The organism is Sphingomonas aracearum (genome assembly GCF_003345355.1).
Classification (GTDB): Bacteria; Pseudomonadota; Alphaproteobacteria; order Sphingomonadales; family Sphingomonadaceae; genus Sphingomonas; species Sphingomonas aracearum.
The window spans coordinates 483018-503822 of the sequence record NZ_QQNB01000001.1; the positions used below are offsets into that span (position 1 = coordinate 483018).

General features: G+C 69.2%; 20 protein-coding genes and 1 tRNA gene. 5 read left to right on the forward strand and 16 right to left on the reverse strand.

Annotation, left to right across the window (positions count from 1 at the left end; translation table 11 throughout):
- Positions 1-6: 6 nt before the first annotated feature.
- The 7 genes from DVW87_RS02390 to DVW87_RS02420 all read right to left on the reverse strand — a co-directional run bounded on the left by DVW87_RS02390 (position 7) and on the right by DVW87_RS02420 (position 8673).
- Positions 7-1092, reverse strand: coding sequence for an ExeA family protein (locus tag DVW87_RS02390; protein ID WP_114686161.1), 1086 nt, complete (start codon positions 1090-1092; stop codon positions 7-9).
- A 43-nt stretch (positions 1093-1135) separates the two neighbouring features.
- The gene (locus DVW87_RS02395) at positions 1136-2737 is read right to left on the reverse strand and encodes a TonB-dependent receptor (protein ID WP_114686162.1); all 1602 of its coding nucleotides are present in this window, start codon (positions 2735-2737) and stop codon (positions 1136-1138) included.
- Positions 2734-3687 carry a P-loop NTPase family protein gene (locus DVW87_RS02400; RefSeq protein WP_114686163.1) on the reverse strand — a complete coding sequence of 318 codons (954 nt, stop codon included), beginning with the start codon at positions 3685-3687 and terminating at the stop codon, positions 2734-2736. The genes DVW87_RS02395 and DVW87_RS02400 overlap by 4 nt, the downstream gene beginning before the upstream one ends.
- The gene (locus tag DVW87_RS02405) at positions 3684-5201 is read right to left on the reverse strand and encodes an XrtA system polysaccharide chain length determinant (RefSeq protein WP_114686164.1); all 1518 of its coding nucleotides are present in this window, start codon (positions 5199-5201) and stop codon (positions 3684-3686) included. The genes DVW87_RS02400 and DVW87_RS02405 overlap by 4 nt, the downstream gene beginning before the upstream one ends.
- Positions 5202-5211: 10 nt before the next feature.
- Entirely contained in the window at positions 5212-5829 is a 618-nt protein-coding gene (locus DVW87_RS02410) for an XrtA/PEP-CTERM system exopolysaccharide export protein (protein ID WP_114686165.1), read from the reverse strand.
- A 127-nt stretch (positions 5830-5956) separates the two neighbouring features.
- A complete protein-coding gene (locus DVW87_RS02415; protein ID WP_114686166.1) occupies positions 5957-7180 on the reverse strand; it encodes a pyridoxal-dependent decarboxylase, exosortase A system-associated in 1224 nt (407 codons plus the stop codon).
- Complete coding sequence (locus tag DVW87_RS02420; protein ID WP_114686167.1) at positions 7177-8673, reverse strand: AMP-binding protein; 1497 nt, start codon at positions 8671-8673, stop codon at positions 7177-7179. Before DVW87_RS02420 ends, DVW87_RS02415 begins: the two co-directional genes overlap by 4 nt.
- A 65-nt stretch (positions 8674-8738) precedes the next feature.
- On the opposite strand from DVW87_RS02420, the gene DVW87_RS02425 reads away from it, so the two are divergent.
- The 3 genes from DVW87_RS02425 to DVW87_RS02435 are packed head-to-tail and all read left to right on the forward strand — an operon-like array spanning position 8739 to position 10482.
- Positions 8739-9005, forward strand: a complete 267-nt coding sequence (locus DVW87_RS02425) for an acyl carrier protein (RefSeq protein WP_114687014.1) — start codon at positions 8739-8741, stop codon at positions 9003-9005.
- Entirely contained in the window at positions 9002-9721 is a 720-nt protein-coding gene (locus DVW87_RS02430) for a hypothetical protein (RefSeq protein WP_114686168.1), read from the forward strand. The genes DVW87_RS02425 and DVW87_RS02430 overlap by 4 nt, the downstream gene beginning before the upstream one ends.
- Positions 9709-10482, forward strand: coding sequence for a hydrolase 1, exosortase A system-associated (locus DVW87_RS02435; protein ID WP_114686169.1), 774 nt, complete (start codon positions 9709-9711; stop codon positions 10480-10482). The genes DVW87_RS02430 and DVW87_RS02435 overlap by 13 nt, the downstream gene beginning before the upstream one ends.
- Positions 10483-10496: 14 nt before the next feature.
- Here DVW87_RS02435 and trxB read toward each other — a convergent pair whose 3' ends face one another.
- The 5 genes from trxB to DVW87_RS02460 all read right to left on the reverse strand — a co-directional run bounded on the left by trxB (position 10497) and on the right by DVW87_RS02460 (position 14994).
- Entirely contained in the window at positions 10497-11468 is a 972-nt protein-coding gene (trxB, locus tag DVW87_RS02440) for a thioredoxin-disulfide reductase (RefSeq protein WP_239017721.1), read from the reverse strand.
- Positions 11469-11820: 352 nt separating this feature from the next.
- Positions 11821-11897 (reverse strand) — tRNA-Met (locus DVW87_RS02445).
- A 44-nt stretch (positions 11898-11941) separates the two neighbouring features.
- Positions 11942-12451: a 2'-5' RNA ligase family protein gene (locus DVW87_RS02450; RefSeq protein ID WP_114687016.1), complete on the reverse strand. Its 510-nt coding sequence runs from the start codon at positions 12449-12451 to the stop codon at positions 11942-11944.
- Between the two features lie 14 nt (positions 12452-12465).
- Positions 12466-14406 (reverse strand): potassium transporter Kup, encoded by a 1941-nt coding sequence (locus tag DVW87_RS02455; protein ID WP_114686170.1) that lies wholly within the window; start codon positions 14404-14406, stop codon positions 12466-12468.
- A 126-nt stretch (positions 14407-14532) separates the two neighbouring features.
- Complete coding sequence (locus tag DVW87_RS02460; protein WP_114686171.1) at positions 14533-14994, reverse strand: Lrp/AsnC family transcriptional regulator; 462 nt, start codon at positions 14992-14994, stop codon at positions 14533-14535.
- 137 nt (positions 14995-15131) lie between these two features.
- Here DVW87_RS02460 and ald point away from each other — a divergent pair, with 137 nt between their 5' ends.
- Both ald and DVW87_RS02470 read left to right on the forward strand, forming a co-directional pair.
- Positions 15132-16238: an alanine dehydrogenase gene (gene ald, locus DVW87_RS02465; RefSeq protein WP_114686172.1), complete on the forward strand. Its 1107-nt coding sequence runs from the start codon at positions 15132-15134 to the stop codon at positions 16236-16238.
- 38 nt (positions 16239-16276) lie between these two features.
- A complete protein-coding gene (locus DVW87_RS02470) occupies positions 16277-16495 on the forward strand; it encodes a DUF3072 domain-containing protein (protein WP_114686173.1) in 219 nt (72 codons plus the stop codon).
- A 554-nt stretch (positions 16496-17049) separates the two neighbouring features.
- On the opposite strand, the gene DVW87_RS17955 is transcribed toward DVW87_RS02470, so the two are convergent.
- The 4 genes from DVW87_RS17955 to recR all read right to left on the reverse strand — a co-directional run bounded on the left by DVW87_RS17955 (position 17050) and on the right by recR (position 20797).
- Positions 17050-17589, reverse strand: a complete 540-nt coding sequence (locus DVW87_RS17955) for a tetratricopeptide repeat protein (protein ID WP_181814684.1) — start codon at positions 17587-17589, stop codon at positions 17050-17052.
- A 458-nt stretch (positions 17590-18047) separates the two neighbouring features.
- Positions 18048-19271: a DNA recombination protein RmuC gene (locus tag DVW87_RS02480; RefSeq protein ID WP_420822323.1), complete on the reverse strand. Its 1224-nt coding sequence runs from the start codon at positions 19269-19271 to the stop codon at positions 18048-18050.
- A gap of 350 nt (positions 19272-19621) precedes the next feature.
- Positions 19622-20155, reverse strand: a complete 534-nt coding sequence (def, locus tag DVW87_RS02485; protein ID WP_114686176.1) for a peptide deformylase — start codon at positions 20153-20155, stop codon at positions 19622-19624.
- 45 nt (positions 20156-20200) lie between these two features.
- Positions 20201-20797 carry a recombination mediator RecR gene (recR, locus tag DVW87_RS02490; protein WP_114686177.1) on the reverse strand — a complete coding sequence of 199 codons (597 nt, stop codon included), beginning with the start codon at positions 20795-20797 and terminating at the stop codon, positions 20201-20203.
- Positions 20798-20805: the final 8 nt, after the last annotated feature.

The following is a 20805-nucleotide window of genomic DNA, read 5'->3' on the forward strand; positions in this document are numbered from 1 at the left end:
CGCTCCTCAGGCCGCGTGGCGCGCAGGGTCGCGCACGTCCGCCTCGACCCAGTCGATCAGCAGCGTCAGCACCCGGCGCAGCGCCGCATCCTGGTCCTCCACCCGCGCCTCCAGCGAGGCGATGCGCGCGCGCAGGCCGTCCTCTTCGGCCGGAGCGGCGGTGCCGGGTGCGGGCGCCGGCGCGACCGGCTCCGGCGTGAAGCTCGCCTCCTCGATCGGCCAGGCATAGTCCGTGGCCGCCGGCGCGGCAGGCGGCGCCGGAGCGGGCGCCTGCACCGGCGTTTCCCCGGTCATGTCGGCGATCACCGCCTCCACCAGATCGCGGTCGATCACGTCGCGTTGCTCGATCGCACTCATCAGCAGCACCCGTCCGGCCAGCTGGTTCAGTCGCCGTGGCACGCCGTCCGATCCGCCGTACAAGGCAGCGATCGCGTCCGGCGTGAAATCCGGATTTCCCTTCCAGCCGACCAGCGACAGCCGGTGCGCCAGATAGGCTTCCACCTCCTCCGGCCCCATCGGATCGAGATGGTGCACGGCGATCACCCGCTGGCGCAGCTGCTCCAGCCGATCGGAGCCGTGCAGCCGTTCGCGGAACTCGGGCTGGCCGAGCAGGAAGATTTGCAGGATCGCATGTCCACCCGCCTGGAAGTTGGAGAGCATACGCAGCTCCTCCAGCGCGGACACCGGCAACGCCTGCGCCTCGTCCACAATCAGCAGCGTACGCCGCCCGGAGCGCGCCACCGCGTGCAGACCGCGCTCGATCGCCGACAGCAGCTCGGCCTTGGGCTTGCCCACCGGATCGACGCCCAGCCCCTCGGCGACGATGCGCAGCAGGTCGTCCGCCTCGATCTGGGTGGAAACGATGCGGATCGCGTTCAGCCGCGCGGTGTCGATCGTGTCCATCAGATGGCCGACCAGCGTGGTCTTGCCCGCGCCGATATCGCCGGTGATGACGATAAAGCCCTCGCCCTGCGCCAGGCCATAGCCGAGATAGGCCATCGCCTTGCGGTGCGTCGCAGTGTCGAACCAGAAACGCGGGTCCGGGGTCAGCTGAAAGGGCCGACCGGTCAGCCCGTAATGTTCGTCATACATGCCTTGAACCTCGATCCTGTCGAGTGCCTACACGCCTACCCGTTTAGAACTGGTAGCGCATCCCGACCTGCGCCGTTGCCGACGTCTGGTCATCCGCACCGTCCTGGCTGAAATTGTAGATGCCCAGCGACGCAGTGGCGCCCAGCCGGCCCCAGTTGCGATAATACAGGCCGGTGGCGCCCACCGACGTGACGCCCGGCGCATCGCCCAGCCCGCTCTCGAAATAGTTGGCGAACACGTCCGCGTTGATGCCGGAAACCGGGGTCAACTGCGCCGCCAGGAACCCTTGCGCGTAATAGCTTTCGTCGGTGATGCCGTAGAGCGACCAGGTCGCGTTCGGATTGCCGAAGAAGCGGCGATTGGCATAGCCCGCGCCCACGCCGTAGCTCAGCGGCCCGCGTTGCGCCTGCAACACCGCATCCACCCCGCGCGAGCGGTAGCTGGCGGTGGCGATCGACTGGAACACGCCGTTCAGGCATCCCCCGATCGCCGCCGAGGAGGTGCCGAACGTGCAACCGCTGAACGTCTGGGCAAAGGCATCGCGCTCGGTCAGGAAGCTGGTCGGCAGGCCGGCGATGCCGCGGCGGAGCTGCCGCGCGAAGGTATCCACCTGATCGTACACGCCGATCTGCAGGCCGAGGTCCGACCGCACCGCCCAGGTGAAGCTGCCGGTGTAGATGGTGCTGCCATAGCGCCGGCCGACCGTCGCCGTCAGCGAAGTGCGCGGGCTCGGCCGCCAGACGACGCCTGCGTCCCAGATCCAGCCATCGGTGTTGTAGGCGATGCGGCGGAAGCCGTTCGCCGCCTCCACGAAACGGCCGTTCTCGTCGAGCACCGGGTTGCCCGCTGCATCCAGCTGCGCATCGCGGCTGCTGACCTCGATCCGCTCGTACCCGGCGCCGGCCGCCAGCGCCAGCGTGGGCGTGACTGGCAGCAAAAGGTCGCCGCGGCCATAATAGCCTTCATAGCGCTGTGACAGCTGATGCGCGTCCTCGCGCTCGTAGGAGCCGCTCAAGGTCACCCCCACCGGCAGCAGCGTGCCCGCGCGCGTCGCGATACTGGCGGTGGCGACATGGCTGTTGGCGTCGTCGTAATTGTCGAGCACCGGGCCGCCGGGCACGTCCTTGAAGCCGGGGTCCTCCACCTTGGTGTAGCCGTAACGATAGGCCGCGCCGATCGAGAACGGTCCGGACTGGGTCGCCAATGTCGGGCCGACATAGGCCGAAAAGACCTGGCTGATATTGCTGACATTGCCGGCCAGCACCCCGGGCGCCGCGCCGCGGATGTCGGAGCGCGCGCGGGTCGCCAGCGCGCCGCCTTCCAGGCTCACGCCCGGCGCCAGCGAGATCGCCGCGCGGGCAAGGCCGCTATGCACGTCGTCGTCGCCCACATCGTCGTCCCAGGCGATCCGCCGCTCGTAGCGATAGCTCAGCGCCACCTGCGTGCGCTGCGTCTGGATCGAGGCGTCCACGCCGGCGGCGATGCTGGTATAGGTCAGCACGTCATCGGTCTGCAGGTCGGCCGTCACCACCTGGTTGAGCTCGATATAGGGCGCGATCACCTTTGACCGGTTCTGCGCCGCAGCCGGGCTCGCCAGCACGGCACAGCCGCCCGCCAGCGCCACCACCATTGCCCTGCGGGTCATTGCCCGTCCCCTTCCCCGTAATAGCTTCCGAACCGCGCCTTGCCCTTGGGCGAATAGGTGGCGGCGTTGAGCAGCAGCTGGATGTGCTCGCACCCGTCGAGCTGCGCGACCGCTTCCCGCAGGTCCGTTTCGCTGGTCTTGTCGGCGCGCACGACCATCATCACCTGGCCGACATGCAGCGCCAGCACCGAGGCAGGAGATGCCGCGAGCGCCGGCGGCGAATCGAAGATCAGCACCCGCCGCGGATCGGCCGCGAGCAGCCCGGCGATCACCTCCGTGGTCCGCTCGGAGGCGAGCAACTCGGTGTCGGCGATAGACTTCGCGCCGGCCGGCAGCAGGCTCAGCTGCGGCACGTCCGTGGGCACCAGCAGCGTCTCCACGTCGAGCGCGGGATCGGCCAGCGCGTCCAGCAGGCCGGGGCTCTCGGCCAGGTCCAGCCGGCCCATCACGTCCGGCTTGGCGAAATCGGCATCCACCAGCACGACGTGCATGTCGCGCTCGGCCGCCATGGAAAGCGCGAGGTTGATCGCGCAATAGGTCTTGCCCTCGTCCACATTGGCCGAGCAGACCAGGATGGTCCGCGCGCGATCGCCCTGCGTCGCGCGCACGGCCTTGGCGGTCAGCAGCAGCTGGCGCTTCACCAGCCGGAACTCCTCCGCCAGCGCGCTGATCGGCGCACCGGGCACCAGAAAGCCGCGCTCGGCGAGCAGTTCGCGATCGATCCGCGCCGTTTCTCCCGGCACCCGAACCGGCGGTGCGGGGCGATCGGTGGTTCCTTCGGCCGGCGGCGTCTCGACTTCGGGCGCAGGCGCGACCGGCTCCGGCGCCACGACACGCAGGTCGGCGCGCGGCTCGGGGCGTTCCGCCGCCCGCAGCTGCGCACCGAAGTCATAGGTTTCCGCCGCGCGCTCGATCAGCGAGGGCCGGATCTTGCGTGGCTGTTCGGTCATGCCGCAAGGCCCCTCTGGATCATCTCCACGCCGAGCAGCGCGACATAGGCGACCGCCAGCGCCCCCCCGCCGCCGGCGAAGTACAGCAGGCGGCGGCGACGCGCGGCGATCTCCGCCTTGCCCACCATCTCGCGCACGGTGCCGATCACCGGCAGGCCGGTGGTCTTCTCCAGCTTGGCGGAGGTGGCAAAGGTAGTCTGCAACTGGCCGAGCGCAAAGGCCGCGCCGATGCCGCCGCCGATCGCGGCGATCAGCACGCCCGTCAGCAGCAAGGTGCGGTTGGGCGCCGCGGGCACGGTCGGCCTGGTTGGCGGATCGACGACGTTGAACTTCACGGCATCGGTCTGGGTCTGCGCCTGGCCGCGCACCGCGATCTCCTCGCGATCGGCCAGCAGCTTGTCGTACTGGTCCTTGAGCACCTGATAGTCGCGCTCGATCTGGCCCTGCTCGGCGGCGACCGCCGGGTCGCCAGCCAGCTTGCCGCTGATCTGGTCGAGGTCGCCCTGAAGCTGCGCCTTGCGCATCTGCAGCGCCGCCACCTGCGCCTGCTTGTCCGCCTGCATCGACTTGAGCGACAGGTACAGCGGATTGGCCGAGGCGCCTGCGCCGACCGTGCCGACCGGCTCGGCCCGCGCCGCCGCCGTCGCCTGCGCCAGCTGGCTCCGGAGCGCCATCATGTCGGGGTGCTGATCGGTGAAGCCGCGCGCGCGCGCATCGGCGATCTGCCCCTGGATCGCCGACAGCCGCGCCCGCGCCGGCCCCGTCGCGCCGGTGCCGCCCGGACCGGCGACGGTGGTCGCGGTGCCCGCCATCTGGCCGTTGATCGCCGCCAGGCTGGACTGGGCGGCGGCAAGGTCGCCGTCCACCTGCGACATCTGCTGGCGCGCCGCACCCATGCGGTCGGTCAGCGATCCGGTGCCCGGCAGGCTGCCGAGATAGCGGTTCTGGAAGTCGGTGCGCTTGGCTTCGGCTTCCTGCAACTGCTTCTGCCGTTGGCTGAGCTGCGCATCCAGGAAGCGAAGCGACTGCGAGGTCTGGCTGCGGTCCCCGGCCAGGTTGGTCTCGACGAAGATGTCGATCAGCTTCTGCACCACGGCGCTGGCGATCTTGGGGCTGGGCGCCTTTGCCGTGATCTCGAACAGATTGTCCTGCTGCGGCGTGATCTTGATCGCCTGCGACAGGCCGGCGACCCGCGCCGCGAGGTCCGCCGGCGTCGCCACCGTGTTGGCGAGGTCGGTGCCGCGCACCACCTTTTCGAGGTTCACCGCGCTGACCAGCGTCTGGCGCACGGTATCGACGTTCTTCTGCGCCATCTGCGGATTGATGCCCACCGCGTCGGGCAAGACGTTGGAAAGCTGCACGAACACGCGTGCCCGCGATTCGTAGGTGTTGGGGATCTGCGACACGGCGAACCAGCCGAGGAGCGCGATGCCCCAGGCGACCGCCAGCGCGATCCAGCGGCGCGTCCAGATGCCGTGCAGCGCCAGCCGCACCTCGTCGTAGAGACCGTTCACCCGCGCCGCCTCAGAACATGCTCTCGGGGATGATGATCACGTCGCCCGGCTCCAGCCGCACATTGGCGGAGGGATCGCCCTTCTTGAGCAGCGTGGACAGCTTCAGCTTGTATTCCACCTGTCGGTTCTTCGCCCGGTCGAAGCGGATCAGCTTGGCGCGGTTGCCCGCCGCATATTGCGACAGTCCGCCCACCGCGATCATCGCGTCCAGCACCGTCATGTTCGCGCGGTACGGCAGGCTGGCCGGCTTTTCCGTCGCGCCGATGATGCGCACCTGCTGGCTGAACGTGCCGGAGAAGTTCTCCACGATCACCGAGACGATCGGGTCCTTGATATATTCCGACAGGGCGACCTTCATGTCGTCCGCCAGCATCGCCGGGGTCTTGCCCACGGCCGGCATGTCGTTGATCAGCGGCGTGGTGATGCGTCCGTCGGGCCGCACCTGCACCTTGCTGGACAGCTCCGGATTGCGCCACACGAAGATGTTGAGCTGATCGAGCGGGCCGATCACATATTCCTCGCTCGGCCGGTCCTGCGTGGCGACGAAGCTCGCCGGCGGCAGTTCGGAATGCCCGCCACCGCTCGCGCAGCCGCCCAGCAGCATGGCCGCCACGCCCATGCTCAACATCGCTGCCGATCCCGCACCCACACGCATCGCTTCTGCCTCCTGTCGCGGTGCCTGCGCGCAGCCTTCCCGGCGGGCGCATTTCCACGATCCTGCCGGCCGCTATGGCCGGGGAGAGGTGAAGATTGCGTTAGGCGCTCGGTTGGTCGACGAGGATCTCCGCCGCAAGCGGGTGGCCAAGGAAGCCCGTGGGGCTTGCGGTGAGGCCATAGGCGCCCGCCGCGAACACCGCCACCACGTCGCCAGCCCCGGCACGCGGCAGCGCCACGCGATCGGCCAGCCGGTCCAGCGGCGTGCAGAGCGGGCCGACGATGCTGACGACCTCGGGCGGCGCATCGGCAGGGGCCGAGGGGATCGCCACCGGATAGTTGCGCCGCACGGCCGCGCCCAGATTGCCGCTGGCGGCGAGCTGATGGTGCATGCCGCCGTCCGTCACCAGGAAGGTCTCGCCGCCGCTCTCCTTGCGGTCGATCACCCGCGCGAGGTAAACCCCTGCTTCCCCCACCAGCCAGCGACCGAGTTCCAGGGCGAAGCGTGTTCCCGGCAGTGAAGCGCGGCCGATCGCCTCGCCCAGCGCCGCTCCGATCGCGCCGACGTCGATCGGCGTGTCGCCTGCGAAATAGGGTATCCCGAACCCGCCGCCCAGGTTGACGAGCGGTGGCGCCCCGCCCGCTTCCTCGCTCAACCGCTCCGCCAGAACAAGGCTTGCTCCTTGCGTTTCGATGATCGCGGCGGTGTCCAGCGACTGGCTGCCGGCGAAGATGTGCCAACCGCGCCAGTCCGCTCCCGCCGCGATCACCCGCCGCGCAAGGGCGCCTGCCCGTTCCGCGTCCACCCCGAACGGCGAGGCGCGACCGCCCATGCGCATGCCGGATCCGCGCAGCTCGAACGGCGGGTTCACCCGGAGCGCGAGCCTCGGCCCGAGCCCGATCCGTGAAGCCGTCGCCAGCGCACGATCGGCCTCGCCTTCGGACTCCAGGTTGATCGTGGCGCCGGCGCGGATCGCCGCTTCCAGTTCCGCATCGCGCTTTCCCGGCCCGGCGAAGCTGATCGCCGTTCCCGCCCGGAAATCGAGCGCCAGCGCGAGCTCGCCTGCCGAGGCGACGTCCAGCCCGTCCGTCAGCTCGGCCAGCGCCTGCACGAGCGGCGGGAAAGGGTTCGCCTTTACGGCATAATGCACCGCCACGCCCTCGGGCAGCGCGGCGCGCAGCCGGGCCACGCGCGCGCGAACCACGGCAAGATCATAGACGAACACCGGGGTGTCGCGCCCCTCCACCCACGCCGCCGCGGGGCGCCCCGCGATCAGCGGCAGCGCGGCGGCGAACTCCGGCGGTATGGGGCCGACCGGCTTCACGCCCCCAGGCCCGTCCGCAAGGCCGCCCGATCGAGCTTGCCGTTGGCGGTGCGCGGCAACGTCTCCCGCCACTCGTACCGGACCGGCTGGAGGTAGGTGGGCAGGTCGCGCCGGAGCCGTGCGCGCAGGTCCGCCTCCGCCGTCCCGTTCCCGGCGGCGATCACCACGATGGCCTGGCCCGTCGCCTCGTCCGGCACGCCCACCGCCACCGCCTCGCGCACTTCGCCTCCTGCCAGCACCGCTTCCTCCACTTCGCCCGGGCTGACGCGGTAGCCGGAAACCTTGAGCATCTCGTCACCGCGCCCCACGAAGCGCAACAGGCCATCCTCATCGGCAATCACCCGGTCACCCGACCATACGGACATGCCGCCGCTTGCCGACCAGGCAGGCGCCGGACGAAACCGCTCGGCAGTGCGCCCCGGATCGCGCCAATAGCCCCCGCTTACCAGCGGCCCGGCATGGACCAGCTCGCCTTCCTGCCCCGCCGCGCACCGCCGACCCTCCGCATCCACCACCATCACCTCGGCGAAGGGCACCGCGCGGCCGATCGATTCCGGGTGCGTGTCGATCAGCTCGGGCGGAAGCGAGGTCGAGCGGAAGGCCTCGGTCAGCCCGTACATGGCATGGATCGCAGCGCCCCCGAACCGCTGCCGGAGCCGGTGGACAAGCCCCGGCGTCAAGGCCCCGCCCGAGTTGGTCAACCGCACCAGGCACGCCGCTGTCTCCTCCGGCCATGGCGTATCCAGCACCTGGGCCCATAGCGGTGGCACGCCCGCGAGCGTATTGGCTCCGAAGCGCGCCACCGCCCGCACCACATCGCCCGGCAAGGCATAATCGAGCGGCACCACGCTCGCCCCCGCCAGCCACGCCGACAGCAGCTGGTTCTGCCCATAATCGAACGCCAGCGGCAGCACGGCAAGCACCCGGTCCATCGGCCCCAGCCGCAGATAGTGCGCGACGCACACCGCCCCCAGCCACAGGTTCGCATGGCTCAGCATCACGCCCTTGGGCCGGCCGGTCGATCCGGAAGTGTAGAGCAGCGCCGCGAGCGCATCGGGCGAGGCTCCGCTCGGCGGCAGGGTGTCGGTGCCCTCGGCCTCGCTCTCCAGCGCGACCCGGCATGCATTCGGCAGATCGCCCGCCTGCAGCGTCGCCGCCCGGCTTTCCTGTGTTATCAGCAATGTCGCACCGCCGTTGTCGAGGATATGCGCCACCTGTGCGCGCTTGAGCACCGGATTGATCGGCACATGCACCAGCCCGGCCCGCGGCGCCGCCAGCGGCAGCACGCAGGCAAGGCGCGTTTTCGGCAGCCAGCTCGCCACCCGGCCACCGGGGGCAAGCCCCCGCGCGGCGAGCCATGCCGCCACCTGGCCGGTCATAATCTCGAGCTCGGCAAAGGTGAGCGCGCCGTCGCGGTCCACCAGCGCGACGTCCTCCGCCCGCCCCCGCAGGAGGTGGTCGATCGGTTGCGGCACGGGATCGAGGGGCACCATGCCCCTGTGGTGCCACGATCCGCTTGGGGGTGGAAGCGCCCCGCGCCCCGCTCTATGCCTGTCCCATGTCCGTCTCGCCCGCCATCGACGCCGCCGTTCGGGCGATCCTGCGCGACACGCTCGGCCTGTCGGAACAGCGCGCCGCCGCGCTGGCGGACGACACACCGCTGTTCGGCGCCATGCCGGAACTGGATTCGATGGCGGTCGCCAACCTCTTGGGCGAAATGGAAGATCGCCTCGGCTTTCGCATCGAGGATGACGAGGTGAACGGCGACATGCTGGAAACCTTCGGGGCCCTTGCCCGCTTCGCCGCTGCGAAGGCGCAGGCGTGAGGATCGAGCACTATGGCTGGTCCGGCGGGCGGGAGACGGTGCTGCGCTTCGGGCCGGCGCACGGCCCGCTGCTGGTGGCCGTGCTGCCGCTGTTCGAGGAGGCAAATCGCACGCGCACCTTCCTGGTGCGCACCTTGCGGCTGCTTGCGGAGCGCGGTGTCGCCAGCGCCCTCCCCGACCTGCCCGGCACCGGGGAAAGCGCGCTGCCCAGCGCCGCATTCCGGCCGTTCGCCGCGCGCGAGGCCCTGGAGGCGCTGGCAGGCGGAACAGGCGAGCGCTGCTACATGCTGGGCGTGCGCAGCGGCTGCCTGCTGGACGGCTTCGTGCTTGCCCATGGCCGCTATCACCTCGCGCCGGTTGCCGGCGAACGGCTGGTCCGCGATCTCGGCCGTGTTCGTCAGGCCGAGGCGGGGGGACGCGAGCGGGCGGGGGAGCGATGGTTCATGGAGGATCGCTGGCAGGAGGCGCCGGGCCATGTCCGGGTCGGCGGCATGCTTCTTTCCGCAGAGGCCCTGCTCGACCTCAGCCTGCTGGAGCCGTTCCAGCAAGCCGACGTGCCGCGCCGCGTCGCCCGCCTCGCCACCGACGCCGCACCCGCGGACGTGTACCTTCAGGGCTCGCCCCTGTGGCGCACAAAGGAGCCGCAGGACGACCCCGTGCTCGCCGCCGCGCTGGCCGACGATGTCGCCGCCTGGATCGCCGCATGCGAAGGCTGATCCTGTTCCCCTGCGGAGGGGAGACGCTCGCCGCCACGCTGGACGAGGCGCCCGGCACCACGGGCCTGCTGATCGTGTCCGGCGGCAACGAGGTACGCATGGGCGCGCATCGCGGCATGACCGAGCTCGCGGCCGACCTCGCGAGCGGCGGCACGCCCGTGTTCCGCTATGATCGGCGCGGCATCGGCGACTCGACCGGCGAGAACCACGGCTATCTGTCCGCCGACGACGACCTTGCCGCCGCGGCCGTCGCCTTTCGCGCCGCCGCTCCGCAGGTGACCCGGATGGTCGGCTTCGGTAATTGCGACGCGGCGACCACGCTGGCGCTGTTCGGTCAGGCGGCAGGGCTCGACGCGCTCGTGCTGGCAAACCCCTGGGTGGTGGAGGAAGCCGACGACAGCCTGCCGCCGGCCGCCGCGATCCGCAGCCGCTATGCCGCGCGCCTGAAGGATCCGCGCGAGTGGCAGCGGCTGCTCACCGGCGGCGTGAACCTGCGCAAGCTCGGCCGGGGGCTGCGCAAGATCGCCGCCGCGCCGCCACCTTCCCCCGGTTTGCCCGCCCGCTTCGCCGACGCGCTGGGCTGGTGCCCGGCGACGATCGTGCTGGCGGAAGGGGATGCGACGGCGATCGCCTTCACCGATGCGACCCGCAACCTGGACCTGCCCGCAACGGAGCAGCGGATCGCCACCGCCTCGCACAGCTTCGCCTCTGCCGAGGACCGGGCCGCGCTGCGCGAAATCCTGGCCGAGGCGCTTCGCTAGCCGCCGGCGGCTGCCTACTCCGCGGCCTCGGCCAATTCCGCGAACTCGGCCGCCTGCAGGAACCGCTCGGCGTCCAGCGCCGCCATGCAGCCGGTGCCCGCCGCCGTGATCGCCTGGCGATAGACCTTGTCGGTCACGTCGCCACAGGCGAACACGCCCGGCACGCTCGTCTTCGCGGTGCCCGGTTCCACCCAGATGTAGTGATCCTCGTCCAGCTTCAGGTGGCCGCGGAACAGCTCGGTCGCCGGATGGTGGCCGATGGCGACGAAACCGCCCTCCACGTCCAGCCGCGAACGCTCGCCCGTCACCGTGTCGGTCAGCTCCACCGCGCACAAGCCGGCATTGCCGCCGCCGTCGACGAACTCCGCAACTTCCTTGTTCCACAGCACGGTGATGTTGGGATGCGCGTGCAGCCGCTCCTGCAGGATGCGCTCTGCGCGCAGCGAATCGCGGCGGTGGATCAGCGTCACGTCCGGCGAGTGGTTGGTGAGGTAGAGCGCCTCTTCCACCGCGGTGTTGCCGCCGCCGATCACCGCAACCTTCTTCCCGCGGTAAAAGAAGCCGTCGCACGTCGCACAGGCCGACACGCCCTTGCCCTTCAGCGCCTGCTCGCTGTCCAGCCCCAGCCACTTGGCCTGCGCGCCGGTGGCGATCACCAGCACCTCGCCCTCGTACACGTCCCCGCCGTCGCCGATCAGGCGGAACGGCCGCTGGGACAGGTCGACCTCGACGATCGTGTCCCACATCATGCGGGCGCCGACATGCTCGGCCTGGGCCTGCATTTCCTGCATCAGCCACGGCCCCTGGATCACCTCGCGGAAACCGGGATAGTTCTCCACGTCGGTGGTGGTGGTCAGCTGCCCGCCCGGCTGGATGCCCTGCACCACGATCGGCTGCATGCCCGCACGCGCGCCATAGATCGCCGCGGAGAGGCCGGCGGGGCCGGAGCCGAGGATGAGCATGCGGGTGGTGTGGGTGGTCGCCATGAAATCCGGTCCAGTCAGTCGTTGCCGCCCGCTCTACGGAACAAGCGGGCCGGCTGGCAACATGGGGATGGAGCGCCGGCGGGCAAGCGGGCCGGTCACCGCCAAGGCGAGCGGCCATCAATCACGCTGCTCGCGCGGGTGCGGGCGTTGGCTACCCACCTCGACGGCGATCCGGGCACGGGCTGTGAGGTGCTCGAGCGGCTGCGCGACCTGATCGTCAGCGTGCGGTGCACGCCGCGGAACGCCGGCGCATGGGACGTGGAGATGTTGAGCAGTCTCGGAGGGGCCGTCGCGTTGGCAACGACCCCTCGGAGGCTCTCTACGGTTGGAAGTCTCGACCGTTCGGTCAAGATGGTAGCGGAGGAGGGACTTGAACCCCCGACCCCAGGATTATGATTCCCGTGCTCTAACCAGCTGAGCTACTCCGCCCAACCGTTCGAGAGGCGCGCCTATATGGGGGGCGTCGGCGGCGGTCAAGCGAACATGTGACGGGAAAGTTGCTCCCAGGGGCCGCCGCGATACCACCAGGTCGCCAGCCCGGCGATCTCCACCTCGCGCGGCTGGAAACCGGCCGACAGCGACTGCAGGAGAAGCTTGGCGACGGAGGGTGACACCTTGTTCTGGATCGTCACGTGCGGGCGCCACCCGCCGGCGTCCTGCGGCGTCAGCAGGCCGGAGAACGCCTCCGCCAGATCGCGCCGGATCGCCACCAGACCGGGCGCCTCGATGCGAAAGGCCACGCCGCGCCCGAGCGACATCAGCCCGGCCGCCCGTGCCTGCGGTGCCCGCACGCCGCGGGTCAGTTGCGACAAACGGTGCTTGAGCTCGCCTTCCGCAGACGGCGGCAGATGATGGAACAGCGTCAGGTGCGCATCCAGCACGTTGCGTTCGGGCGGGAAATATTCCCGGCGCAGCCCGTCGAACCACGCCTGATCCTGCCGCCCGAACACCGCCGTGACGATGATGGGCGCGGGGGCAGACAGGGGCTCCGGCAGGCTCAGATCTCCACCTGGCTGCCGAGCTCCACCACGCGGTTGGTGGGCAGGCGGAAGAACTCCATCGCGCTTTCGGCATTGCGCAGCATCCAGGCGAACAGCTTCTCGCGCCAGATCATCATGCCTGGATGCTCGGACGGCAGCAGCGTCTGGCGGGCCAGGAAGAAGCTGGTGTCCATCATCCGGAACTCGGCGCCGCAACTGTTCACCCGGGCGAGCGCGGCGGGAACGTCCGCTTCCTCCATGAAGCCGTATTTCACCACCAGACGGAAAAAGCCTGCATCCATCGTTTCCAGATGCAACCTCTCCAGCTCCGGCAGGTACGGCACGTCGGCTATCTTCACCGTCAGCAGGATCACTCGCTCGTGCAGCACCTTGTTGTGCTTGAGGTTGTGCAGCAACGCATGCGGCACGCCCTCGGCCGTGCTCGTCATGAACACCGCCGTTCCCGGCACGCGCGTGGCCGAACTGGCGGCGGACTGGATGAAGATCTGCATCGGCATGGCCGATTCGCGCAGGCGCTCGATCATCAGCTTGCGCCCCTTCGACCAGGTGGTCAGCAGGGTGAAGATGATGAACCCGATCAGCAGCGGCACCCAGCCGCCCGCCGGTATCTTGGTCAGGTTCGCCGCCAGGTACGCGCCGTCGACCAGGAACAGCAACACCAGCAGCGGGATCGCCGCATAGCGGGGCCAGCGCCACAGGCGGAACAGCACCACCGCCAGCAGGCAGGTGTCGATCGTCATCGCGCCCGTCACCGCGATGCCATAGGCGGAGGTCAGGTTGGACGAGCTGCGGAAGAATAGCACCAGCAGCAGCACCATCGTCATCAGCATGTAGTTGATGAGCGGGATGTAGATCTGCCCCGCGGTCGCCGCGCTGGTATGCTCGATGCGCAGGCGCGGGATGAAGCCGAGCTGGATCGCCTGCTGCGTCACCGAAAAGGCGCCGGAAATCACCGCCTGGCTGGCGATCACCGCCGCCATCGTCGCCAGCAGCACCAGCGGAAAGCGCAGCGCCTCGGGCGCGAGCAGGTAGAACGGGCTTTCCAGCGCGGACGTGCCGTCGCGAAATAGCAGGGCGCCCTGCCCCATATAGTTCAGCATCAGTGCGGGCAGCACGAAGAACAGCCACGACACGCGGATCGGATTGCGCCCGAAATGCCCCATATCGGCATACAGCGCCTCTGCCCCGGTGACGGCCAGCACCACCGAGCCGAGCGCCAGGAAGGCGCGCACCGGGTCCATCAGGAAGAACTGCACCGCATAATGCGGGGAGAAGGCCCACAGGATGCCCGGCGTCTGCACCACGCTCAGCAGGCCCAGCACCGCGATCACGCCGAAATAGACCAGCATGATCGGGCCGAAGAACAGGCCGACCTTGGCGGTGCCGCTCGACTGGATCGCGAACAGGCCGATCAGGATCACCACCGCGATCGGCAGAACGAGCCCGGCGAGCCCCGGCGCGGCGACCCCCAGCCCTTCCACCGCCGACAGCACCGACACCGCCGGCGTGATCATCGAGTCGCCGTAGAACAGGGCGGTGGCGAACACGCCCAGCAGCACGATCCCGGTGGACCAGCGTCGCGTCTTCGTTTGCCCCGAAACCAGCGCGAGCAGCGCCAGGCTGCCGCCCTCGCCCTTGTTGTCGGCGCGCATGATGATGGTGACGTATTTCAGCGTCACCACGATCATCATCGACCAGAACATCAGGCTGATGACGCCGGTGATATGCGCCGGGTTGAGCGTCAGCGGATGGTGGCCGGCAAAGGTTTCGCGAAAGGCGTAGAGCGGGCTGGTGCCGATGTCGCCGAACACGACGCCGATCGCGCCCAGCGCCAGACGCGCCACGCCCTGGTGCCCGCCATGACCCGGTGGGCCGTGCGGCGCATGCCCGACGGCAGGCAGGCCGACCTGCGCCTCGCCGGTGGCGGCGACGTTCATCGGGCGAGATTCGGCGTCGAGAGGCGCATCGAGGTCATAACGTTCATCGGCCCGCAAAGTCCCCCATCGAGCGGCGGCGCCCCTAGCACCCCCGCCCCGGCGCTGCAAATCGCATGGCCCGAAGCTTCAGGCGAACAGCGCATCGGCCTCGCTCCGGGTCGGCACCGCGCGCAGCACGAAGCTGGAGTTGATCGTCATCACGCCCGGCAACCGGCCCAGATGCTCGCGGTGCAGCCGCTCGTAATCGTCCAGGTCGCGGCACACGATCTTCAGCCGGTAATCCTGCCCGCCGGAAACCAGCGCGCATTCCACCACGCCGTCGATATTTGCCACCGCATGCTCGAACTGCGCGAGATCCTCCTCCACCTGCGTGCCGAGCGTGATGTCCACCAGCGCTGTCACCCGGAAGCCGAGCCGCCGATGGTCGAGCCGCGCGCCATAGCCGCGCACCAGCCCGCGCCCCTCCAGCGCCTGGATGCGGCGCGTGCAGGCGGATTGCGACAAGCCCACCTGCCCCGCCACCTGCGCCACCGGCGCGCGCGCGTCGTCGGCCAGCGATTTCAGGATTGCCAGATCGATTCGGTCCATGAACGCATGATCTACCGGAACAAAGGTGGGAAGGCAGCGGATTTATGCAAGCAACGCCGCTGCGGCCGCGAAGTTTGCAGGGATTTGCACCACGGACACGCGGTACAGCGACGCAACAGACTATCAGGAGAGTTCCCATGCGCGTCGGCGTGCCCAAGGAAATCAAGAACCACGAATATCGCGTCGGCCTCACCCCGCCGTCGGTCGCCGAGCTGGTCGCCGCCGGCCACGAGGTGATCGTCGAGACCAAGGCCGGCTCCGGCATCGATTTCGAGGATGACGACTATGTCGCGGCCGGCGCCCGCATCGTCGGCACGCCCGCCGAGGTGTTCGCGCAGAGCGACATGATCGTGAAGGTGAAGGAGCCGCAGGCCAGCGAGATCGCCCTGCTGGAGCCGCGCCACCTGCTCTTCACTTACCTCCATCTCGCCGCCGACAAGCCGCAGGCGGAAGGCCTGATGAAGTCCGGCGCGACCTGCATCGCCTATGAAACGGTGACCGCGCCGAACGGCGGCCTGCCGCTGCTGAAGCCGATGAGCGAGGTTGCCGGCCGCATGTCGGTGCAGGTCGGCGCGCACTATCTGGAAAAGGAACAGGGCGGCCGCGGCATCCTGCTGGGCGGCGTGCCGGGCGTGGCGCCGGCCAAGGTAGCGATCCTGGGTGGCGGTATCTCGGGCATCAACGCCGCGCAGATGGCGGTCGGCATGCGTGCCGACGTGACGATCTATGACATCAACATGAGCCGCCTGGCCGAGCTGGACATGTTCTTCTCCAGCCAGATCAAGACCGCCTATGCCAGCCGCGCGGCGATCGCCTCGGCGGTGAAGAACGCGCATCTGGTCATCGGGGCGGTGCTCGTCCCCGGCGCGGCGGCGCCGAAGCTCGTGACGCGCGAGATGGTCAAGACCATGAAGCGCGGCGCGGTGATGGTCGACATCGCCATCGACCAGGGTGGCTGCTTCGAGACCAGCCACGCCACCACCCATCAGGACCCCGTGTTCGAAGTGGACGGCGTCATCCATTATTGCGTGGCCAACATGCCGGGCGCGGTGGCGCGCACCTCCGCCTTCGCGCTGAACAACGCCACCCTGCCCTTCGCGCTCAAGCTCGCCAATCTGGGTGCCGAGGCGGCGATGGCCGCCGATCCGCACCTGGCCAACGGTCTCAACGTCTACAAGGGCAAGATCGCGTTCCAAGCGGTTGCCGACGATCTCGGCCTGCCGTTCGAGAAGTGGAACGGATAAGGAACGCCCGCGTTGGGGTGGTCGAGAAAGGAACTTCCATGACCGACCACCCCAATCCCAAGGATCACCCCACCGGCAATGCCGAGAAGGATCCGGACGACTGGACCACAGGCGGCGAACCGATGACGGGTGCGCAGGCCTCCTACCTCAAGACGCTGAGCGAGGAAGCCGGCGAAGGCTTTGACGACACGCTGAACAAGGCGGACGCCTCCAAGCGGATCGACGAATTGCAGGCGAAGACCGGACGCGGCCAGTAAGCCCACCCACGGAAGCGGAGCCGAAGGTTTGTTTGCGCAGCTCTGCGCGACGGTCGAGCCGGAGCGACGCCATGGAGGTCGGCAGTGGCATACCCGCACTGTCGGAGCGGCGCGCGAACTTCGGCGCCTCCTGGGCGCGGGTTGATCCCCCAAACACTCGGCTCCACCGGCGGCCGGTCGGCATCCATTGCCGATGACTGCCCTAGTTCGTCGCGCTATCGCCGCTCGCCCCAGTGAGGGTAATGTGAGAAGCCGGAGCGACTGGCCGGGCGCTGTGCCTCTCAGAATTCCCCGCCGGCTCTTGGGCGCTCCGTTCCGCCGAGGGCATTGGCCAGCGAGCCATTGCTTCCTCGGCCGGGCGCCCGCCGCGCTCTGACCGCCGCGAGAAAGCGCATGTGGGCGAGAAAACCCGCTGCGATACGGACGGGCGGTGTCCGCCCGCCTCGCCTGCTGCCGGCCGCCTCCCGCCTCTCGCGTGCTGCCTGCTGTCTCCGGCACGCGCGGAGGTTCTGCGTTTCCGCAACCCGGGGATCAACGGGTCTGCCGGCGGCCTGTCAGATAGACTTCGGGCGATTTTCCGCGATCCAGCCAAGCTCGGCTCGTGAACGAGTGTCGGAAGGATCGAGAGCAAGGCCGCGTCGATAGGCTGCTTCCGCTTCGTCCCACCGGCTCAGTTCCACCAGCGCCGCTCCGATGCCGCGCAGCGCCCGGCCGCGCTCCACCCGCGTCTCCGGGCCGGCAATGGCGGCGGCGCCCGCCTCCGCCTTGTTGAAGGCATCGAGCGCCTCTTCCGTCCGGCCCAGCTGACCGAGCGTGTAGCCGAGTTCGTTCAGGAAGTGCGCATGCGCCGGCGCCATGCCGACCGCCTGTTGCAGGTAGGGCAGCGCCCCTGCAAAATCGCGCCGGTCGTTCAGCGCATAACCCTTCAGGAACAAGGCGACGCACCAATGGCGCGGAATCGCTCGCGCCGTTGGCGTCTCTGCCGTTGCGCCAAGCAGGTACCGCTTCGTTTCCTCAGGCCCGAAATCGCAATAAAGCCGTCGCTCCTCGCTCGCATAGGTGGCGCGGTAGCCGGCAAGCACCGGATCGATCATCCGGCTGGCCTCCGCGACCCGGCCCAGGCGGGACAGGGTCAGCGCGGTGCCGAGTGTCTGTTCATACGGGTCGGCCGGCGCTGGCGGAATTGCAGCCGCTGCGTTCGGTCCGGCGGGCTGCCCGCTGGCCGAGCGTCCAGCTGGGGGCGCCTGCTCCGCACGGCCAGGTACACCGGTTGTCACGCCGGCCCGGCCAGCACCCGCGGCAGGAGCATGCTCCACCTGTGCCGCCCCACCGGGCCGCCCGGCGCCAGAAGGCCACGGCGAGGCCCCGGTCGCACCGGCTTGCGCGGCCGCGAGAAGAAGAGGCAGAACGACAGCGGAAATCAGCACGGGCTCCCCTTCACCGAACCAGGAAGCGATACGGGCGATGACCATGCCGGGTTCCCGGTCGGATCACTGACGGGCGAACTTTCCGGCAGGTCCTGACCGGAGCGAGCGCCTGTCCGCCCCGAAGATTACTCCGCCGCCTCGTCCATGGAGGAAACGTCCAGCTGCAGCCGCTCGTCCGCATAGCGGGCAAGCGCCTCCACCTGCGCGACCTCCGGGATCTGCTTGGCCGAGTCCTCGATGTTCAGGTCGCGGAACTTGCGCCCGGTGCTCAGGACGTTGCGCTCGAACGAGCCGACGAACTTGTTGTAATTGTCCACCGCGGTGCCGAGGCCCGAGCCGACCACGCGCAGGTGGTTGCCCGCCACCGCCAGGCGCTCGTACAATTCCTTGCCCAGCCGGCCGATCTCGGCCGCTTCCTTGGCGAGCTTCTCCTGCCGCCACACCGCCGCCACCGTGCGCGCAATGGCGATGAGGTTGGTCGGCGTCGCCAGCAGCACCCGCTTGTCGAAAGCGGTATCCCACAGCGTCGGGTCGTGCTCCAGCGCGGCGGACAGGAAATGCTCGCCCGGCACGAACATGATGACATAATCGGGCGCCTCGGCGAACTGGCTCCAATAGGCCTTGGCACCCAGGCCGTTGATGTGCGCCCGCATCGAGTCGCAATGCGCCTTAAGGCCGGCGAACCGCTCCGCCTCGTCCACGGCGCCGAACGCGTCCTGGTAGGCGTTCAGCGACACCTTGGCGTCGATCACCAGCGCGCGGCCGCCGGGCACCTTGACGATGGCGTCCGGCCGCAGGCGCCCGCCATCCTCCATCGCCACCGACACCTCGGTCTGGAAATCGGTATGCTCCGAAAGGCCGCAGGTCTCCAGCACGTTGCGCAACTGCTGCTCGCCCCAGCGCCCGCGCGACTTGGGGGCGTTGCGCAGGGAATTGACCAGCTTCGCCGCCTCGCTGGATACCTTTTCCTGCCCGATGCGCATCTGTTCGAGCTGCCCGGAGAGCATGTCAAAGGCGCCCTTGCGCTCCTGCTCGACCTTGGCGACCGTTTCCTCGTACCGGGAAAGCCGCTCGTTCACCGGCTGCAGCATCGCGCGCAGGCTCTGCCCGGTGCTTTCCTCCGACTGGCGGAAGCGGGCATCGGCGCGCTCGAGGAAGCTCTTCTGCGCCTCAGCCAGCAGCCTGTTCGATACCTCGGAGAATTGCGCCGCCATCACGTCCTTGGCGGCACGCACCTCTTCCAGCCTGGCTTCGCTGACCGCAGCCATCTCCTCGAGCCGTGCATCGTGCAGCGCGTTGAGTTCCGCAAAGCGCGCGTCGGAAGCGACGGCATCCGTGCGCAGGCGCATGTTGTCGAGCCGCGCCGTGTCCCGCTCCTCGCGCAAGCCCGCAACCTCCGCGCGCAACCCGCTGAGTTCGCCCCGCAATCCCTCGGCCGCCCGGGCACGCTCCTCGGCGGAGGCGAGGTCCACGATGGCGCGGCGGAACTCCTCGGTGCGGGCATCCCGCTCCGTGCGCAGGGACGCCGCTTCGCGCCGGCCGATCAGCCAGCCCAGCAACAGGCCGGCGGCAACGGCAACAAGAACGGCAACGGCAAGCTCCACGTCATGATCTCCGGCGGCAAATCGACGGCCGGAACATACATGGAACGATCGCCAAAGCCACCCTCAATCGGTGACCGCGGCAATTTTGCGCGGCCTCAGCCGGCCTTGCGTGCCTTGGCGAGCTTCTTCAGCACCATGTCGCGCTTCAGCCGGGAAAGGTGATCGATGAACAGCACGCCGTTCAGGTGATCGATTTCGTGCTGTAGACACGTCGACATGAGGCCGTCGAACTCCTCCTCCCGCTCCGCCCCGTCGAGGTCGCGCCACGTCACGCGGCACCGTGCGGGACGGGTCACCTCGGCATATTGGTCCGGGATGGACAGGCAGCCCTCGTTGTAGGTCGAATGCTCCTCGCTGGTCCAGGTCAGCTCCGGATTGACGAACACCTGCGGGTTCTTGACGGGATCGGCCTTCTCGTCGGCCTCATCCTCGCGCTCCTGCAGGTCGATCACGACGATGCGCCGCTCGATCGCCACCTGGGTGGCGGCCAGGCCGATGCCCTTGGCGGTATACATCGTCTCCAGCATGTCGGCCGCGATCGCGCGCACTTCGTCGTCGATCGCCGCGACGGGCGCGGCCACCGCGCGCAAGCCGGGGTGAGGAACTTCGATGATTTCCAGAATAGCCATGGCGTGCCGCTATGCGCCGCCCGCCCGCCAGTCAACCAAGCGCGCTCAGCCGACCGGCCGGCGAGCCCGCAACGCCTGTGCCAGCGTGCCCTCGTCCAGATAGTCGAGCTCGCCGCCGACCGGCAGGCCATGCGCCAGTTGGGTGACGCGCACCGGAAACCGCTCGATCCGCTCGGCGATGTAGTGCGCGGTGGAATGCCCCTCCAGCGTGGCGTTGGTGGCCAGCACCACCTCGTCGATCCCACCCGCGGCGATGCGGCGGATCAGCGCGTCGATCGAGAGGTTCTCCGGCCGCACGCCCTCCAGCGCCGACAGCCGCCCGCCCAGCACGTGGAAGCGGCCGGGGAACAATCGCGAGCGCTCCAGCGCCCACAGGTCCGCCACTTCCTCGACCACGCACAGCGCGCGCTGGTCGCGCCGGGGATCGGCACACACGCCGCACGGGTCGGTGGTGTCGACATTGCCGCAGGTGGCGCAGGTCGCCAGCTTCTCCTTCACCGCGGTGAGGGCGGCGAGCAGCGGCGACAAGGCGACCTCGCGCTTCTTGAGCAGGTGCAGCACCGCGCGCCGAGCCGAGCGGGGGCCCAGCCCCGGCAGTTTCGCGAGAGCCTGCGTCAACGCCTCGATTTCTTGAGAAGCCATGGGGGAAC

Bases quoted from the DNA above. Each gene is read 5' to 3' on its own strand.
- DVW87_RS02400 (WP_114686163.1), bottom strand. From the start codon at position 3,687: ATGACCGAACAGCCACGCAAGATCCGGCCCTCGCTGATCGAGCGCGCG.
- DVW87_RS02395 (WP_114686162.1), bottom strand. From the start codon at position 2,737: ATGACCCGCAGGGCAATGGTGGTGGCGCTGGCGGGCGGCTGTGCCGTG.
- def (WP_114686176.1), bottom strand. From the start codon at position 20,155: ATGGCTATTCTGGAAATCATCGAAGTTCCTCACCCCGGCTTGCGCGCG.
- DVW87_RS02460 (WP_114686171.1), bottom strand. From the start codon at position 14,994: ATGGACCGAATCGATCTGGCAATCCTGAAATCGCTGGCCGACGACGCG.
- DVW87_RS02480 (WP_420822323.1), bottom strand. From the start codon at position 19,271: ATGCGCCTGCGCACGGATGCCGTCGCTTCCGACGCGCGCTTTGCGGAA.
- DVW87_RS02455 (WP_114686170.1), bottom strand. From the start codon at position 14,406: ATGAACGTCGCCGCCACCGGCGAGGCGCAGGTCGGCCTGCCTGCCGTC.
- trxB (WP_239017721.1), bottom strand. From the start codon at position 11,468: ATGGCGACCACCCACACCACCCGCATGCTCATCCTCGGCTCCGGCCCC.
- DVW87_RS02410 (WP_114686165.1), bottom strand. From the start codon at position 5,829: ATGTTGAGCATGGGCGTGGCGGCCATGCTGCTGGGCGGCTGCGCGAGC.
- DVW87_RS17955 (WP_181814684.1), bottom strand. From the start codon at position 17,589: ATGATCGATCCGGTGCTTGCCGGCTACCGCGCCACCTATGCGAGCGAG.
- DVW87_RS02435 (WP_114686169.1), top strand. From the start codon at position 9,709: ATGCGAAGGCTGATCCTGTTCCCCTGCGGAGGGGAGACGCTCGCCGCC.
- recR (WP_114686177.1), bottom strand. From the start codon at position 20,797: ATGGCTTCTCAAGAAATCGAGGCGTTGACGCAGGCTCTCGCGAAACTG.
- DVW87_RS02390 (WP_114686161.1), bottom strand. From the start codon at position 1,092: ATGTATGACGAACATTACGGGCTGACCGGTCGGCCCTTTCAGCTGACC.
- DVW87_RS02420 (WP_114686167.1), bottom strand. From the start codon at position 8,673: ATGGTGCCCCTCGATCCCGTGCCGCAACCGATCGACCACCTCCTGCGG.
- DVW87_RS02425 (WP_114687014.1), top strand. From the start codon at position 8,739: ATGTCCGTCTCGCCCGCCATCGACGCCGCCGTTCGGGCGATCCTGCGC.
- ald (WP_114686172.1), top strand. From the start codon at position 15,132: ATGCGCGTCGGCGTGCCCAAGGAAATCAAGAACCACGAATATCGCGTC.
- DVW87_RS02470 (WP_114686173.1), top strand. From the start codon at position 16,277: ATGACCGACCACCCCAATCCCAAGGATCACCCCACCGGCAATGCCGAG.